General features: G+C 71.7%; 16 protein-coding genes. 8 read left to right on the top strand and 8 right to left on the bottom strand.

Translation table 11 applies throughout. From position 1 onward, the window contains the following. Positions 1 to 82: 82 nt before the first annotated feature. The 3 genes from ACIPSJ_RS43415 to ACIPSJ_RS43405 all read left to right on the top strand — a co-directional run bounded on the left by ACIPSJ_RS43415 (position 83) and on the right by ACIPSJ_RS43405 (position 1924). Positions 83 to 691 carry a TetR/AcrR family transcriptional regulator gene (locus ACIPSJ_RS43415; RefSeq protein WP_401354454.1) on the top strand — a complete coding sequence of 203 codons (609 nt, stop codon included), beginning with the start codon at positions 83 to 85 and terminating at the stop codon, positions 689 to 691. A gap of 143 nt (positions 692 to 834) precedes the next feature. Then, positions 835 to 1236, top strand: coding sequence for a DUF6153 family protein (locus ACIPSJ_RS43410; RefSeq protein WP_401354451.1), 402 nt, complete (start codon positions 835 to 837; stop codon positions 1234 to 1236). Between the two features lie 82 nt (positions 1237 to 1318). Beyond that, positions 1319 to 1924, top strand: a complete 606-nt coding sequence (locus tag ACIPSJ_RS43405; protein WP_401354448.1) for a DUF305 domain-containing protein — start codon at positions 1319 to 1321, stop codon at positions 1922 to 1924. 59 nt (positions 1925 to 1983) lie between these two features. Here the strand turns inward: ACIPSJ_RS43405 and rocD are convergent, their stop codons facing one another. From rocD to ACIPSJ_RS43390, 3 genes are all read right to left on the bottom strand, one after another. Beyond that, positions 1984 to 3216, bottom strand: a complete 1233-nt coding sequence (gene rocD / locus ACIPSJ_RS43400) for an ornithine--oxo-acid transaminase (RefSeq protein WP_401354446.1) — start codon at positions 3214 to 3216, stop codon at positions 1984 to 1986. A 19-nt stretch (positions 3217 to 3235) separates the two neighbouring features. Next, the gene (gene ddaH / locus ACIPSJ_RS43395; protein WP_359219472.1) at positions 3236 to 4045 is read right to left on the bottom strand and encodes a dimethylargininase; all 810 of its coding nucleotides are present in this window, start codon (positions 4043 to 4045) and stop codon (positions 3236 to 3238) included. A gap of 145 nt (positions 4046 to 4190) precedes the next feature. Continuing rightward, positions 4191 to 4676, bottom strand: coding sequence for an Lrp/AsnC family transcriptional regulator (locus ACIPSJ_RS43390; protein WP_355720316.1), 486 nt, complete (start codon positions 4674 to 4676; stop codon positions 4191 to 4193). Between the two features lie 111 nt (positions 4677 to 4787). Here ACIPSJ_RS43390 and ACIPSJ_RS43385 point away from each other — a divergent pair, with 111 nt between their 5' ends. Genes ACIPSJ_RS43385 through ACIPSJ_RS43370 form a run of 4 tightly spaced genes read left to right on the top strand, consistent with a single transcriptional unit; the run spans position 4788 to position 8857 of the window. Continuing rightward, entirely contained in the window at positions 4788 to 5537 is a 750-nt protein-coding gene (locus tag ACIPSJ_RS43385) for a LytTR family DNA-binding domain-containing protein (protein WP_359219468.1), read from the top strand. Positions 5538 to 5539: 2 nt separating this feature from the next. Continuing rightward, complete coding sequence (locus tag ACIPSJ_RS43380; protein ID WP_359219466.1) at positions 5540 to 5899, top strand: hypothetical protein; 360 nt, start codon at positions 5540 to 5542, stop codon at positions 5897 to 5899. Positions 5900 to 5921: 22 nt separating this feature from the next. After that, positions 5922 to 7652, top strand: a complete 1731-nt coding sequence (locus ACIPSJ_RS43375) for a cation acetate symporter (protein WP_401354443.1) — start codon at positions 5922 to 5924, stop codon at positions 7650 to 7652. Further along, positions 7649 to 8857 carry a histidine kinase gene (locus ACIPSJ_RS43370; RefSeq protein ID WP_359219462.1) on the top strand — a complete coding sequence of 403 codons (1209 nt, stop codon included), beginning with the start codon at positions 7649 to 7651 and terminating at the stop codon, positions 8855 to 8857. The genes ACIPSJ_RS43375 and ACIPSJ_RS43370 overlap by 4 nt, the downstream gene beginning before the upstream one ends. A gap of 4 nt (positions 8858 to 8861) precedes the next feature. Here ACIPSJ_RS43370 and ACIPSJ_RS43365 read toward each other — a convergent pair whose 3' ends face one another. The 5 genes from ACIPSJ_RS43365 to ACIPSJ_RS43345 all read right to left on the bottom strand — a co-directional run bounded on the left by ACIPSJ_RS43365 (position 8862) and on the right by ACIPSJ_RS43345 (position 13462). Beyond that, a complete protein-coding gene (locus tag ACIPSJ_RS43365; protein WP_355720303.1) occupies positions 8862 to 9044 on the bottom strand; it encodes a hypothetical protein in 183 nt (60 codons plus the stop codon). 83 nt (positions 9045 to 9127) lie between these two features. Then, a complete protein-coding gene (locus tag ACIPSJ_RS43360) occupies positions 9128 to 10078 on the bottom strand; it encodes a cytochrome c oxidase assembly protein (protein WP_401354439.1) in 951 nt (316 codons plus the stop codon). Positions 10079 to 10268: 190 nt separating this feature from the next. After that, the gene (locus ACIPSJ_RS43355) at positions 10269 to 11294 is read right to left on the bottom strand and encodes a 6-phosphofructokinase (protein ID WP_401354437.1); all 1026 of its coding nucleotides are present in this window, start codon (positions 11292 to 11294) and stop codon (positions 10269 to 10271) included. Between the two features lie 180 nt (positions 11295 to 11474). After that, the gene (locus tag ACIPSJ_RS43350) at positions 11475 to 12203 is read right to left on the bottom strand and encodes a glutamine amidotransferase (RefSeq protein WP_355720295.1); all 729 of its coding nucleotides are present in this window, start codon (positions 12201 to 12203) and stop codon (positions 11475 to 11477) included. A gap of 20 nt (positions 12204 to 12223) precedes the next feature. After that, entirely contained in the window at positions 12224 to 13462 is a 1239-nt protein-coding gene (locus ACIPSJ_RS43345; RefSeq protein WP_359219457.1) for a MurT ligase domain-containing protein, read from the bottom strand. Between the two features lie 152 nt (positions 13463 to 13614). On the opposite strand from ACIPSJ_RS43345, the gene def reads away from it, so the two are divergent. Beyond that, positions 13615 to 14154, top strand: coding sequence for a peptide deformylase (gene def / locus ACIPSJ_RS43340; protein WP_359219455.1), 540 nt, complete (start codon positions 13615 to 13617; stop codon positions 14152 to 14154). The last annotated feature ends 3 nt before the right edge of the window (positions 14155 to 14157 follow it).

Genomic DNA, 14157 nt, shown 5'->3' with positions numbered 1-14157 from the left:
ACCGTTTTCTCTGATCGCCAGTCTGAACCGCCGCCCCGCTGAACGTCAATGGAATGTTCGTTTTCTTTGCTAGCCTGGTCTCATGCCCAAGGTCACCCAGCAGCACATGGACGCCCGCCGCAAGCAGATCCTGGACGCAGCGCGCCGTTGTTTCCTCCGCGACGGTTTCCACTCCACATCCATGCAGGACCTGTTCGCCGAGGCGCAGCTGTCCGCAGGTGCGGTGTACCGGTACTTCACCAGCAAGGACGAGATGATCCTCGCGATCGCCGAGGACAACATGCGTGATGTCCTCGACATCACTCTCGCCGTCGCCGCGAACCAGCAGGGCCGGTCGATGGGGGAGGTCATGGCGGAACTGCTCGATGTGATCCGGGTGAAGTCCGTGGAGGAGGACGTGGCCGGCCTCGCGGTTCTGGTCTGGGGGGAGGCCATGCGCAACCGCTCGCTGGCTCAGGGCATGGACCACTTCATGGGTCGGATCAGGGCGAACCTGATCACCTTGGTCCGCGAGCACCAGGGAAACGGTGGTTTGCCGGTGGACGTGTCAGCCGAGGCGATCGCGTCGACGATGCTCTCCATTCTCCCCGGCTACATCCTCCAAGTGGCCCTGCTCGACCCGGCTGTCGTGGCCGAGGTTCCCGACGCGGTGCGGGCGTTGTGGCCGGGGCCGGCGGCCGGTGGGCGCTGACTCTCACTTGAAACCGGGTCGGTCTGCGTGATCGACAGCCGGCCGCCCGGCCTGCCGTGCCCGGTGGAGCCTGTCCGGCGGCCGGCCCCCCGGGGTGGTGCCCGCGCCGAGCCGCGCTCAGGGGATGCATAGGATGGGCCCCGATGCGCCCCACCGAGCCCCCCGCCCCGCGACCGCCCCGCCGGCGGTGGCGAGCCGTGCTCGTGCTGGGGCTGCTGGCCGGACTGCTCGGCATGCACGCGCTGGCCCCCGGCGACGCCATGGGACACGGCGGGCACGAGCGGGTCGCGCACTCGACGGCCATGGCCACCGCGTACGGCGGCTGCTCCGGCGACGACGGTCACTGCGGCGGCGGCCATGTGCACCACGCCGACGCGACCTGCGCCTCGGGCGCGGTGAGCGGCGGACCGTCGCTGCCCGCGCTCGTCCCGGACCCGGTCCCCGCCCGCGCCGCCGTGTGCGCGGCCACCTCCCGCCCGGCCACGGCACCGGACGGCGCCCGTGCGCCCCCCGACCTGGCCGAACTCCAACTCCTGCGGATCTAGAGGCACCCGAGCCGGCCGTGCGCGCCCAGCGCCGCGGTCCTGCTCCCGCGTGCTCACTCACACCGATCGCAGGAGATCCAGCATGACCACCACGCGTACCCGTGCCGTCCTCGTCGCACTGACCGCGACCGCCGCCCTCGCCCTCACCGCGTGCGGCGGCAACGACGACACCACGAACGGCGCGCCCGCCGCGACGTCCGCCCCGGCCACCGCCACCGCCGGCGCGCACAACGCCCAGGACGTGTCCTTCGCGCAGGGCATGATCCCGCACCACCAGCAGGCCCTGGAGATGGCGCAGCTCGCCGCCGACCGGGCCTCCTCGGCCCAGGTCAGGGACCTCGCCGCCCGGATCGAGAAGGCGCAGGACCCGGAGATCAACACCATGACCGGCTGGCTGAAGGCCTGGGGCGAGGACGTGCCCATGGCCGGCATGGACCACAGCGGACACGCCGGCATGGCCGGGATGATGTCCGACAAGGACATGACCGCGCTGAAGAAGGCCCAGGGGGCGGACTTCGACACGATGTTCCTGACCATGATGGTCGAGCACCACCAGGGCGCGGTCGAGATGGCCGGCACGGAGAAGTCCAAGGGCGACTACGCCCCGGCCACGAGCATGGCCGACGCCATCGTCACCGCCCAGAACGCCGAGATCAAGGAGATGAACAAGCTCCTCGGCAAGGGCTGAGCACAAGGCGGCGGCCGCGCCCACCGGCGCGGCCGCCGCCCGCCGGGGCCGCCGTTCGCTCAGGCCGTCAGGACCTTCTCCAGCGATCCCAGCGCCGAGCGCAGTTCCTCCGCCGTGACGGTCAGCGGCGGGGCCAGCCGGATCGTGGAGCCGTGGGTGTCCTTGACCAGGACGCCCTCGCGCATCAGACGTTCGCTGATCTCCCGCCCGGTGCCGATCGCCGGGTCCACGTCGACGCCCGCCCAGAGTCCGCGCGAGCGGAAGCCCAGCACGCCCTTGCCCACCAGCGCGGCCAGCCCGTCCCGCAGGACCACGCCCAGCTCGGCCGCCCTGCGCTGGAACACGCCGCTCTCCAGCAGTTCCACGACGGCCGTCCCGACGGCCGCCGCGAGCGGGTTGCCGCCGAACGTGGAGCCGTGCTCGCCCGGCCGCAGCACGCCCAGCACCTCACGCCGGGCCACCACCGCCGACACCGGTACGATCCCGCCGCCCAGCGCCTTGCCGAGCAGCAGCACGTCTGGCACGACGTCCTCGTGGTCCACGGCGAGGGTGCGGCCGGTGCGGCCGAGACCCGACTGGATCTCGTCCGCGACGAAGAGGCAGCCCTTGCGCCGGGTCAGTTCGCGGACCCCGGTCAGATAGCCGTCGTCCGGGATCAGGACCCCGGCCTCGCCCTGGATCGGCTCGATCAGCACGGCCGCCGTCGTCTCGTCGACCGCCGCCTCCAGCGCCGCGAGATCGTTGTACGGCACGATCCGGAAGCCCGGGGTGAACGGGCCGAAGCCCGCGCGGGCCGTCTCGTCCGTGGAGAAGCTGACGATGGTCGTCGTACGGCCGTGGAAGTTGTCCGCCGCGACGACGATCGTGGCCCGGTCGGCGGGGACGCCCTTCACGTCGTAGGCCCATTTGCGGGCCACCTTGATGCCGCTCTCCACCGCCTCGGCACCGGTGTTCATCGGCAGCACCATGTCCAGACCGGTCAACTCCGCGAGCCGCTCGGCGAATTCGGCGAGCCGGTCGTTGTGGAAGGCACGGGAGGTCAGGGTCAGCAGGTCGAGCTGGCGGTGCGCGGCCTCGATCAGGGCCGGGTGGCGGTGGCCGAAGTTGAGGGCCGAGTAGCCGGCCAGCATGTCCAGGTAGCGGCGGCCCTCGACGTCCTCCACCCAGGCGCCCTCGGCACGGGCGACGACCACGGGCAGCGGATGGTAGTTGTGCGCGAGGACCGGCTCCTCCGCCTTGATCAGTTCGGCGGAGGAGCGCGTGGCGGAGCGTGTGGACGCGGGTGCGGTCATCAGGGGGATCTCCTGGTCCTCAGCGGATTTCCTGGGTGCAGCACTTGATGCCGCCGCCGGCCTTGTGGAACTCCGAAAGGTCGACGGGGACGGGCTCGTAGCCCTGGTCGGCGAGGCGGCCGGCGAGCGCCTCGGCCTGCGGGGCGATGAAGACATGGCGGCCGTCGGAGACGGAGTTCAGCCCCCAGGCCATGGCGTCGTCGCGGGTGGCGAGCACCGCGTCCGGATACAGCCGGCGCAGCACCTCGCGGCTGCCGGCGGAGAACGCCTCCGGGTAGTACACGATGTTGTCCTCGTCGAGGACGAACAGCGCGGTGTCCAGGTGGTAGAAGTACGGGTCCACCAGGGTCAGGCTGATCACCGGGTGACCGAAGAACTCCTGTGCCTCCCGGTGCGCCTCGCGGCTGGTGCGGAAGCCGGTGCCGGCGAGCAGGTACCGGCCCGTCCAGACCAGGTCGCCCTCGCCCTCGACCACCGAGCCGGGGCGGTGCACGTCGTAGCCCGCCGTCTTGAACCAGAGGTCGTAGTGGGTGGACTCGGGGCGCCGCTCGGGCGCGTGGAAGAGCGAGCCGAAGACCCGGCCGCCGACGACGACCGCCGAGTTCGCGGCGAAGACCATGTCGGGCAGACCGGGGACCGGCTCCAGCCGGTCGACGCTGTGGCCATGGGTGCGGTAGGCGCTGATCAGCGCGGTCCACTGCTCCCGGGCCAGGTCGACGTCGACCCTGGTGTCGGGGTTCATCCAGGGATTGATCGCGTACTGCACGGCGAAGTGTCTGGGTTCGCAGACGAGGAAGCGCCGGACGCGCGGCACACGGCTTTCGGACACAGAGGTGTTCCTCCGCTTTCCTGCGGTGTCGACTGAGGGTTGACACCACGGTAGAAAGCGGCTGATCCGGACGACAAGGAATAAATATTGCGCGTCTGCGCAGGAATGCTGCGTCTCCAGTCATACAAACGCAGCGTCGGTGCGTTTACTCGGGGACCGGCTGAGTGGCGCCCGCCTCCGGGCTCTCCGGGAGCAGATGCGACAGCACCATCACACTGATCGTCTTCCGGATGAACGGCTCCACCCGGATCCGCTCCAGCACCTCCTCGAAGTGCCCCACGTCCCGGGCCCGGACATGCAGCAGCGCGTCCGCGCCGCCGGTCACCGTCATCGCCGCGGTGATCTCCGGATGGTTGCGCACCACCTCCGCGAGCCGCCGGGGCGGGGCCGCGCCCTCGCAGTACACCTCGACGTACGCCTCCGTCCGCCAGCCGAGCGCCGCGGGTGTCACGGTGGCCGTGAACCCGGTGATCACCCCGGTCTCGCGCAGCCGGTCCACCCGCCGCTTCACCGCGGTGGCGGAGAGCCCGATGGCCGCGCCGATCTCGGCGAAACTGGTCCGCGCGTTCGCCATCAGCGCGGTGGTGATCTTCCGGTCGAGGTCGTCGAAAGGGGCGGTGCCGCTGTTCATGAGCGCACTGTATCCACGGGGACGGGCCGGGCGAGGACGCCACTTCTTCCGGCGCGAACGTCCACGTCCGGTACATGTCCAGCGCCCCACCCCGCCGCCTACACTCCGTTCATGCTGCGCGCCCTCGCCGTCGACGACGAACGCCCCTCGCTGGAGGAGCTCCTGTATCTGCTCAACGCCGACCCGCGCATCGGAAGCGTCGAGGGCGCCGGGGACGCCACCGAGGCGCTGCGCCGCATCACCCGCGCGCTGGAGTCCGGACCCCTGGGCGCCGACGCCGTCGACGTCGTCTTCCTCGACGTGCAGATGCCCGGCCTGGACGGCCTGGAGATGGCCCGCCTCCTCGCCGGCTTCGCCCGGCCCCCGCTGGTCGTGTTCGTCACCGCCCACGAGGACTTCGCGGTACGGGCCTTCGATCTCAAGGCCGTCGACTACGTCCTGAAGCCGGTCCGCAAGGAACGCCTCGCGGAGGCCGTACGCCGGGTCGCCGAACTGCGCGGCGCCGCACCGCGGATACCGGTGCACGAACCCGACCCCGACCACATACCCGTCGAACTCGGCGGTGTCACCCGGTTCGTGGCCGTCGACGACATCACCCACGTCGAGGCCCAGGGCGACTACGCCCGCCTGCACACCGACCGCGGCAGCCACCTCGTGCGCATCCCCCTGTCCACCCTGGAGGACCGCTGGCGCTCCCGCGGCTTCGTCCGCATCCACCGCCGCCACCTCGTCGCCCTCCGCCACATCGGCGAACTCCGCCTGGACGCGGGCACGGTGAGCGTCCTCGTCGGCGGCGAGGAACTCCAGGTCAGCCGGCGCCACGCGCGCGAACTGCGGGACCTGCTGATGAGGAGGGCCTGACGATGCCCACGGACCCCGCCGAACGCCGGGTGGTCGTCACCGGCCCGCCCCGCCGCAGCCGCCGCGCCTCCGGCTACTACCGGCCGCGCACCGAGATCGACGAGCAGACCACCCTCGGCCACACCTATGTCCGCTCTCTCATGCGCACCCAACTCCGCGCCGCCCTGGTCGTGTTCGCGGTCCTGGTCCTCCTCGTCGGCCCGCTGCCGCTGGTCTTCGCCGCCGCCCCCGACGCCCGCCGCCTGGAATGGCTGGTGCTCGGCTTCTGCCTCTACGCCCCGCTGATCCTGCTGGCCCGCTGGTACGTGCGCCGCGCCGAACGCAACGAGGAGGACTTCGTCCGCCTCGTCGAGGACCGATGAACTCCCGCCGCGACGAGGACAGATGAACTCCGGCTACGCCGTCCCCGCCGTCGCCCTGGTCGTCGTCGCGACCGTCCTCGTCGGCGCCTTCGGCCTGCGCATCTCCCGGACCACCTCCGACTTCTACGTCGCCTCCCGCACCGTCGGACCCCGCCTCAACGCGGCCGCGATCAGCGGCGAGTACCTCTCCGCCGCCTCCTTCCTGGGCATCGCGGGCCTGGTCCTGGTCCAGGGCCCCGACATGCTCTGGTACCCGGTCGGCTACACCGCCGGCTACCTGGTCCTGCTGCTCTTCGTCGCCGCCCCGCTGCGCCGCTCCGGCGCCTACACCCTCCCCGACTTCGCCGAGGCCCGGCTCGCCTCGCAGCCGGTACGGCGGCTCGCCGGGGCGTTCGTGGTGGGCGTCGGCTGGCTGTACCTGCTGCCCCAACTCCAAGGGGCGGGGCTGACGTTGACGGTCCTCACCGGCGCGCCCGGTGCGCTCGGCGGACTCATCGTGGCCGTCGTCGTGGTGGCCACCGTGGCCGCGGGCGGCATGCGCAGCATCACCTTCGTCCAGGCCTTCCAGTACTGGCTGAAACTCACCGCCCTGCTGGTCCCCGCCCTCTTCCTGGTCCTCGCCTGGCAGGGGGCCGGCGCGCCCACCCACGCCTTCGACGAACCGGCCGCCTTCCGCGAGCGGCGCACCGTCGACGTCCAGAACACCCTCGCCCTCAAGCTCGACCGCCCCCTCACGGTCACCGTCACCGGCACGGTCGACGGCCGCCCGCACGATCACATACGGCTCACCCTTCCCGAGGGCACCCACCGCATCGCCGCCGGCACCCGCCTGACCTTCGCCAAGGGCACCCGGGTCCCCGCCACCGACCGGGGCACCAACGGCGGCATGTCCACCTCGCTCGCCGAGAGCCGCGAGGAACGCCCGCTGTACGCCACGTACGGCCTGATCCTCGCCACCTTCCTCGGCACCATGGGCCTGCCGCACGTCGTCGTCCGCTTCTACACCAGCCCGCACGGCGTCGCCGCCCGCCGCACCACGGTCGCCGTCCTCGCCCTGATCGGCCTCTTCTACCTCCTGCCGCCCGTGTACGGCGCCCTGGGCCGCCTCTACACCCCCGAACTCACCCTCACCGGCAACGCGGACGCGGCCGTCCTGCTGCTGCCCGACCGGGTCATCGGCGGCCTCGGCGGCGATCTCCTCGGCGCGCTGGTCGCGGGCGGCGCCTTCGCCGCGTTCCTCTCCACCGCCTCCGGACTGACCATGGCGGTCGCCGGAGTCCTCACCCAGGACGTCCTGCCGTCCCGCGGCGTGCGCCACTTCCGGCTCGGCACCGTGCTCGCCATGGCCGTGCCGCTCGCCGCCAGTGCGCTCGTCGGCGGACTGCCGGTGGCCGACGCCGTCGGGCTGGCCTTCGCCGTGTCGGCCTCCTCCTTCTGCCCGCTGCTGGTCCTCGGCATCTGGTGGCGGCGGCTGACCCCGCCCGGCGCGGCGGCCGGGATGCTGACGGGCGGCGGCTCGGCCTTCTGCGCGGTGGCCGCGACCATGGCCGACTTCCCCGGCACCGGCTCCCTGCACGCGCTGCTCGCCTGGCCCGCGCTCTGGTCGGTCCCGCTCGGCTTCCTCACCATGATCCTGGTGTCCCTGGCGACCCCGGGCCGGGTCCCGCCCGGCACGGCCGCCGTCCTCGCCCGCTTCCACCTGCCGGAAGAGCTGCGCGCGGAGACCACCGGACCCCGCGAGGCGCGGCTGTGACCGGCTTCCTCGCCGGCCTCCTGGTGGCCGTGCTCCCGCTGCTCGCCGCCGGCTTCTGGCTCGGCCGCCGCACCGCCCGCCCCGAGCGCCTCGGCGGCGGCCTCGGCACCCCGGTCGAACACGCCACCTTCGAGACCCTGCACACCGCGTCCCTCGCCGCGCCCCCGCTGCGCGCCGGCCTCACCGAGGAGACCGCCCGCCGCTCCGCCCGCCGGCTGCGCACCCTGCTCGGCACCGACGCGCTCTGCCTCACCGACCACGAGAACCTGCTGGTCTGGGACGGCGTCGGCGCCCACCACCGCACCGAGATCATGGAACGCCTCGCCGGACCGCTGGAGTCCGGCCGCGGCGAGGCCTTCCGGCTGCACTGCGAGGTGCCCGACTGCCCCCTGCGCTGGGCCGTGATCGCCCCCCTCACCGTCGACGACCGCGTCCACGGCACCCTGGTCGCCTGCGCCCCGCGGGAGTCCGCCGTACTGGTCCGCGCGGCCGGCGAGGTCGCCCGCTGGGTCAGCGTCCAGCTGGAGCTGGCCGACCTCGACCGCTCCCGCACCCGCCTGATCGAGGCCGAGATCCGCGCCCTGCGCGCCCAGATCTCCCCGCACTTCATCTTCAACTCGCTCGCGGTGATCGCCTCGTTCGTGCGCACCGACCCCGAGCGCGCCCGCGAGCTGCTCCTGGAGTTCGCCGACTTCACCCGCTACTCGTTCCGCAGGCACGGCGACTTCACCACCCTCGCCGACGAGCTCCACGCCATCGACCACTACCTGGCGCTGGTCCGGGCCCGCTTCGGCGACCGCCTCACCGTCACCCTCCAGATCGCCCCCGAGGTGCTCCCGGTCACCCTGCCCTTCCTCTGCCTCCAGCCGCTCGTCGAGAACGCCGTCAAACACGGACTGGAGGGCAAGACCGGCACCTGCCACATCCAGATCACCGCCCAGGACGAGGGTGCCGAGGCGCTGGTCGTCATCGAGGACGACGGCGCCGGCATGGACCCCGTCCTGCTGCGCCGGATCCTCGCCGGCGAGCTCAGCCCCTCCGGCGGCATCGGCCTGTCCAACGTCGATGACCGGCTCCGCCAGGTGTACGGCGACGACCGCGGCCTCGTCATCGAGACCGCGGTCGGAGCGGGCATGAAGATCACCGCCAGGCTGCCGAAATACCAGCCCGGGGTGCACCAGGCCGCCCGCCTCACCCCGGACTGAGCGGTCAGCCGCTGCTCTGGGTGACGACCATCGCGAGCGTCAGCAGCCCCAGCACCACCCACCCGAACCACAGCCAGCCGTTGCTGCCGAGCGCCACCGTGTAGGCGGTCACCACCACGAGTCCCCCTACGGTGAGGACCCCCATCGCCTTGGTGGAACCGTTCGAACCGTTCGCAGAACCGGGCATCAGGACACCCTCCTCATGGTCCGTCTCCCTCCATGGTGCCCCGGGTTCGGCGTCCACGGGATACGGAGAGACGGAAAGGCCTCTCAGCCCTTGCGCGCGTGCAGCGAGGCCAGGTAGGCGTTGTACGCCTCCAGCTCCTTGTCGCCGTCCCGGTCCGCGGCCCGGTCCTTGCGGCGGGCCTGGCGCTGCTCGGAGCCGTACCACTGGAACAGCAGGGCGATCAGGACCAGCACGGACGGGACCTCGCTGAACGCCCAGGCGATCCCGCCGGCCGCGTTCTGGTCGGCGAGCGCGTCGATCCCGAGCGAGGCCGGCGGGTTCTTGAACGTCTCCACCATCGGCTCGGACCCCATCATCAACGCGATACCGAAGAAGGCGTGGAACGGCATGCCGGCGAACAGCTCCAGCATCCGCATCAGGTACCCCGGCCGTTGCGGACCCGGGTCGACCCCGATGATCGGCCAGAAGAAGACCACGCCGACGGCGAGGAAGTGGACCATCATCGCGATGTGCCCGGCCTTCGACCCCATCAGGAAGTCGAACAGCGGGGTGAAGTAGAGGGCGTACAGGCTCGCGATGAAGAGCGGGATGGTGAAGGCGGGGTGGGTGATGATCCGCATGTACCGGCTGTGCAGCAGCGCCAGCAGCAGCTCACGCGGCCCCTTGCGTCCCCGCGCGGCGACCGGCAGCGCCCGCAGCGCCAGGGTCACCGGGGCGCCCAGCAGGATCAGGATCGGCGACAGCATGCTGATGATCATGTGCTGCACCATGTGCACGCTGAACATGACCATCCCGTAGTCGTTCAGCCTGGTGCACATCACGAGCATGATCGTCAGCACACCCACGACGAACGACACCGTGCGCCCCACGGACCACGCGTCCCCCCGCCGCCGCAGCCGCACCAGCCCCCACCCGTACAGGGCGAGCCCCGCGACACACGCGACCAGAAAGAACGGATCCGCCGACCACTCCAGCCCCCGCCCCAGCGTGAACGGCGGCAGATCCATCATCATGCCGTGCCCGCTGTGATCCATCCGGCGGCTCCTGATTCGTGGGGGGTTGTGCGTTTCTTACCGCCCACCAGAGTAGAACCGCCCCCGGTCCCCTTTACGACCGGGGGCACTGGAGCGCCCCGTCAGGGGCGCGGGGCTGTGTCAATATGCGGCTCCGCCGCGTGGGCGCGACCAGCCACAGCTCACCGGTAGACAACACACAACCGCACCCTTAAAGCACGGTCTCCGCCTCGTCGTACCGCTCCGAAGGAACCGTCTTCAACGTCTCCACCGCCTCCGCCAACGGCACCATCACGATGTCCGTCCCCCGCAGCGCGGTCATACGGCCGAACTCCCCCCGGTGCACCGCCTCCACCGCGTGCCACCCGAATCGCGTCGCCAGCACCCGGTCGTACGCCGTCGGCGTGCCACCCCGCTGCACATGCCCGAGGATGACCGGCCGCGCCTCCTTGCCGAGCCGCTGCTCCAGCTCGATGGAGAGCTGCCGGGCGATCCCGGCGAACCGCTCGTGGCCGTAGATGTCCTTGCCGCCCTCGTCGAAGTCCATGGAGCCCGCCTTCGGCTTGGCCCCCTCCGCCGCGACGACGATCGCGAACCGCTTGCCCGCCTCGAACCGCTCGCCGACCCGGCGGGCCAACTCCTCGACGTCGAAGGGCCGTTCCGGTACGACGATGGCGTGCGCGCCGGCCGCCATGCCGGAGTGCAGGGCGATCCAGCCGGTGTGCCGCCCCATGACCTCGACGACGAGCACCCGCTGGTGGGACTCGGCGGTGGTCTTGAGCCGGTCGAGCGCCTCGGTGGCCACGCCCACGGCCGTGTCGAAGCCGAAGGTGACGTCGGTGACAGCGATGTCGTTGTCGATGGTCTTCGGGACGCCGACGACCGGCAGACCGGCGTCGGACATCAGCCGGGCCGCCTTCAGCGTGCCCTCACCGCCGATCGGGATGATCGCGTCCAGGCCGAGCTCGGCGACATGGCCCCGGGCCCGCTCCACGCCGTCCCGCAGATGCGAGGGCTGGACCCGGGACGAGCCGAGGATGGTGCCGCCGCGGGCCAGGATGCCGGCCACGGCGTCGAGGTCGAGCTTGAGGTAGTCGCACTCCAGGAGGCCCTTCCAGCCGTCCCGGAAGCCGATGACCTCGTCGCCGTGGTCGGCGACGGCACGGTGCACGACGGACCGGATGACGGCGTTCAGGCCGGGGCAGTCGCCGCCGGACGTGAGGACACCAATGCGCATAGCCCGAAACAACCTTCTCCACGTGGGCCGGAGACCGGACCACGCTGTCCGGCTGACATCGCGGCCACCCTACCGGCGCAAGGGGGTCATTCCGTACCGGGCGTCCGCCTGCTGGACGTGCCCGCACATGTGAGCGGACACCCTGTCAGGCGGGCCCGGAATCCACCTCTCCGCTACAGCTCAGGCGGGCTGCTGGGCGGCCGCGATCCGCTCGCCCCGCAGCGCCTCGTACCAGCGGTCGTCGATCGGCGGCAGCGCGTTGACGTCGAGCGCCAGCTTCAGCAGCAGGTCGGCGATGAGCGGGTTGCGGGCGAGGACCGGCCCGTGCATGTACGTACCGAAGACGGTCTCGTTGTACGCGCCCTCCGTGCCGTCCCCGGTGCCGTTGCCCCGGCCCAGCTGGACCCGGGCGAAGGGGCGGGCGGTGGGGCCGAGCTGGGTGACGCCCTGGTGGTTCTCGAACCCGGTGAGCTGGGGCAGCCCGAGGCGCGGGTCGATGTCGGCGAGGACGTCACCGACACACCGCTCGCCGGTGCCGCGCACGGTCGTCACGTCCAGCAGCCCGAGGCCGGGCTCGCGCTGCCCGAGGTCGTTGATGAACTCGTGCCCGAGGATCTGGTAGCCGGCGCACACCGAGAACACGATCGCGCCGTTCTCCACCGCCCGGTACAGGTGCCCGTCCCGGCGCAGCCGCTCGGCCGCGAGCCGCTGCGGACGGTCCTCGCCGCCGCCGATCAGGTAGATGTCGCCGGAGGTCGGGATCGGCTGGTCGCTGCGCACGTCCAGCCGGGCCACGTCGAGACCGCGCTGCCGGGCCCGGCGCTCCACGACGAGCGCGTTGCCCTGGTCGCCGTAGGTGCTGAGCAGGTCCGGGTAGATCCACACCAGCCGCAGTTGGTTGTCGCTCATGAAGTCTCTGTCCTTCGTGGTCAGTTGCCGACGCGGCGGCGCAGGTCCTGGAACGCGGTGTAGTTCGCGATGACCTCGATCCGGCCGGGCGGGCACATCTGCACGGCCTGGTCGAGGCTGTCGCAGACCTGGAAGTGCTGGTTGGCCACCTCCAGCCGCACCGCGAGGTCCAGCTTGCGGTCACCGAGTACGAAGATCGGGTGGCCGGTGAGCCGGGTGTAGTCCACGTCCCACAGCCAGGAGGTGTCGGTGCCGTCCGCGCCGCGCGCGTTCACCGAGAGGATCACCGGCGCCGGCGGCGGGTCGATCAGCGAGAACGTCTCCAGCCAGCCGGCCGGGTTCTTGGCGAGGAGCAGCCGCAGGTCACGCCCCTGGAACTGCACGACGTCGTAGCGTCCCGCGACCGCCTGCACCTGGTACATCCGCTCCAGGGCGACCTGCGGCGGCACCCCGAAGACGGCGGCGACGGCGGCCGAGGAGGCGGCGTTGGCCTTGTTGGCGCGGCCCGGCAGCTGCAGGTGGATCGGCCAGGCGGATCCGTGCGGGTCGAGGACGTGGTCCCCGGAGAGCACCCAGCTCGGCGTCGGCCGCCGGAAGCCGCACTCGCCGCAGAACCAGTCGTCGCCCGGGCGCTGCATCACGCCACCGCAGGACGGGCAGGACCAGGCGTCGTCCTTCCACATCTGCCCGGCGGCGACCCAGACCACGTTGGGGGAGGAGGACGCGGCCCACACCACCAGCGGGTCGTCGCAGTTCGCCACGATGACGGCCTTCGACCCGGCGAGGCCCTCGCGCCAGTTCTCGGCGAGCATCCGGGTCTCGGCGGCGCGGTCGAGCTGGTCGCGGGAGAGGTTGAGCAGGGCGATGCACTTCGGCGCGGTGTCCCGGGCCACTCCGGCCAGGTACTTCTCGTCGACCTCGATGACACCGAACTTGGCGTCCGAGCCGCCGGCCAGCGCCGAGGTGATGCCGGCGGGCATGTTGGCGCCGAGCGCGTTCGACACGACCGGGCCCGCGGCCTTCAGCGCCTCGGCGATGAGCCTGGTGGTGGTCGTCTTGCCGTTGGTCGCCGAGACGAGCGTGACGTCCAGGTGGGTGGCGAGCCGGGCGAGGAGATCGGGGTCGAGTTTGAGCGCGACCTTGCCACCGATCACGGATCCGCTGCCGCGTCCCGCCGCACGGGACGCCGCCGCGACCGCCTTGCCCGCGGTCACGGCCAGCTTGGCCCGCGGCGTGAGCGGGTCCGAGTTGCCTGCCATCAGTTCTCGATCCTCCTAGCCGTACGCGCCGCGCCTGAGTCATCCGGCAACGTGGTGTGCACCTCAGCCTATCGAGATCCGTTCGCACGCCCGAATTCCGGCCCATGCCTGCGCGGCGGGCAGGGGCCGAATCGAACCGTACCCTTGCGGCCATGCGACAAGGTTCCATTCCGGGCGCCCACGGGCGGGTCCGGCCCCTCACCCTGCTCGGCGACCCGGTGCTGCACGCCCGCTGCGCGGAGGTCACCGAGTTCGGCCCCGAACTGTCCCGGTTGGTGGAGGACTTGTTCGCCACGATGTACGCGGCCGAGGGCGTGGGCCTCGCGGCCAACCAGGTGGGGGAGTCGCTGCGGGTGTTCGTGTACGACTGCCCCGACGACGAGGAGGTCCGCCATCTGGGCCATGTGGTGAACCCGCGTCTGGTGGCGGCGGACGGGGTGACGCTCCGCGGCCCGGAGGGCTGCCTGTCCCTGCCGGGCCTGGAGGCGGGCACGGAGCGGTACGACCACGCGGTCGTGGAGGGCTTCACGGCGCAGGGCGACCCGATCACGATCCACGGCACGGGCTTCTTCGCGCGATGCCTCCAGCACGAGACGGACCACCTGGAGGGCCGCGTCTACGCCGACCACGTCACAGGCCTGCGCAGGCGCAGGCTCATGCGGCAGGTGGCGAAGTCCTCCTGGCACCGGTGACCC

This window comes from Streptomyces sp. NPDC090088, from assembly GCF_044747345.1.
GTDB lineage: Bacteria > Actinomycetota > Actinomycetes > Streptomycetales > Streptomycetaceae > Streptomyces.
The sequence above is the reverse complement of the archived record's forward strand: the minus strand, read 5'-3'. Positions and strand labels throughout refer to the sequence as shown.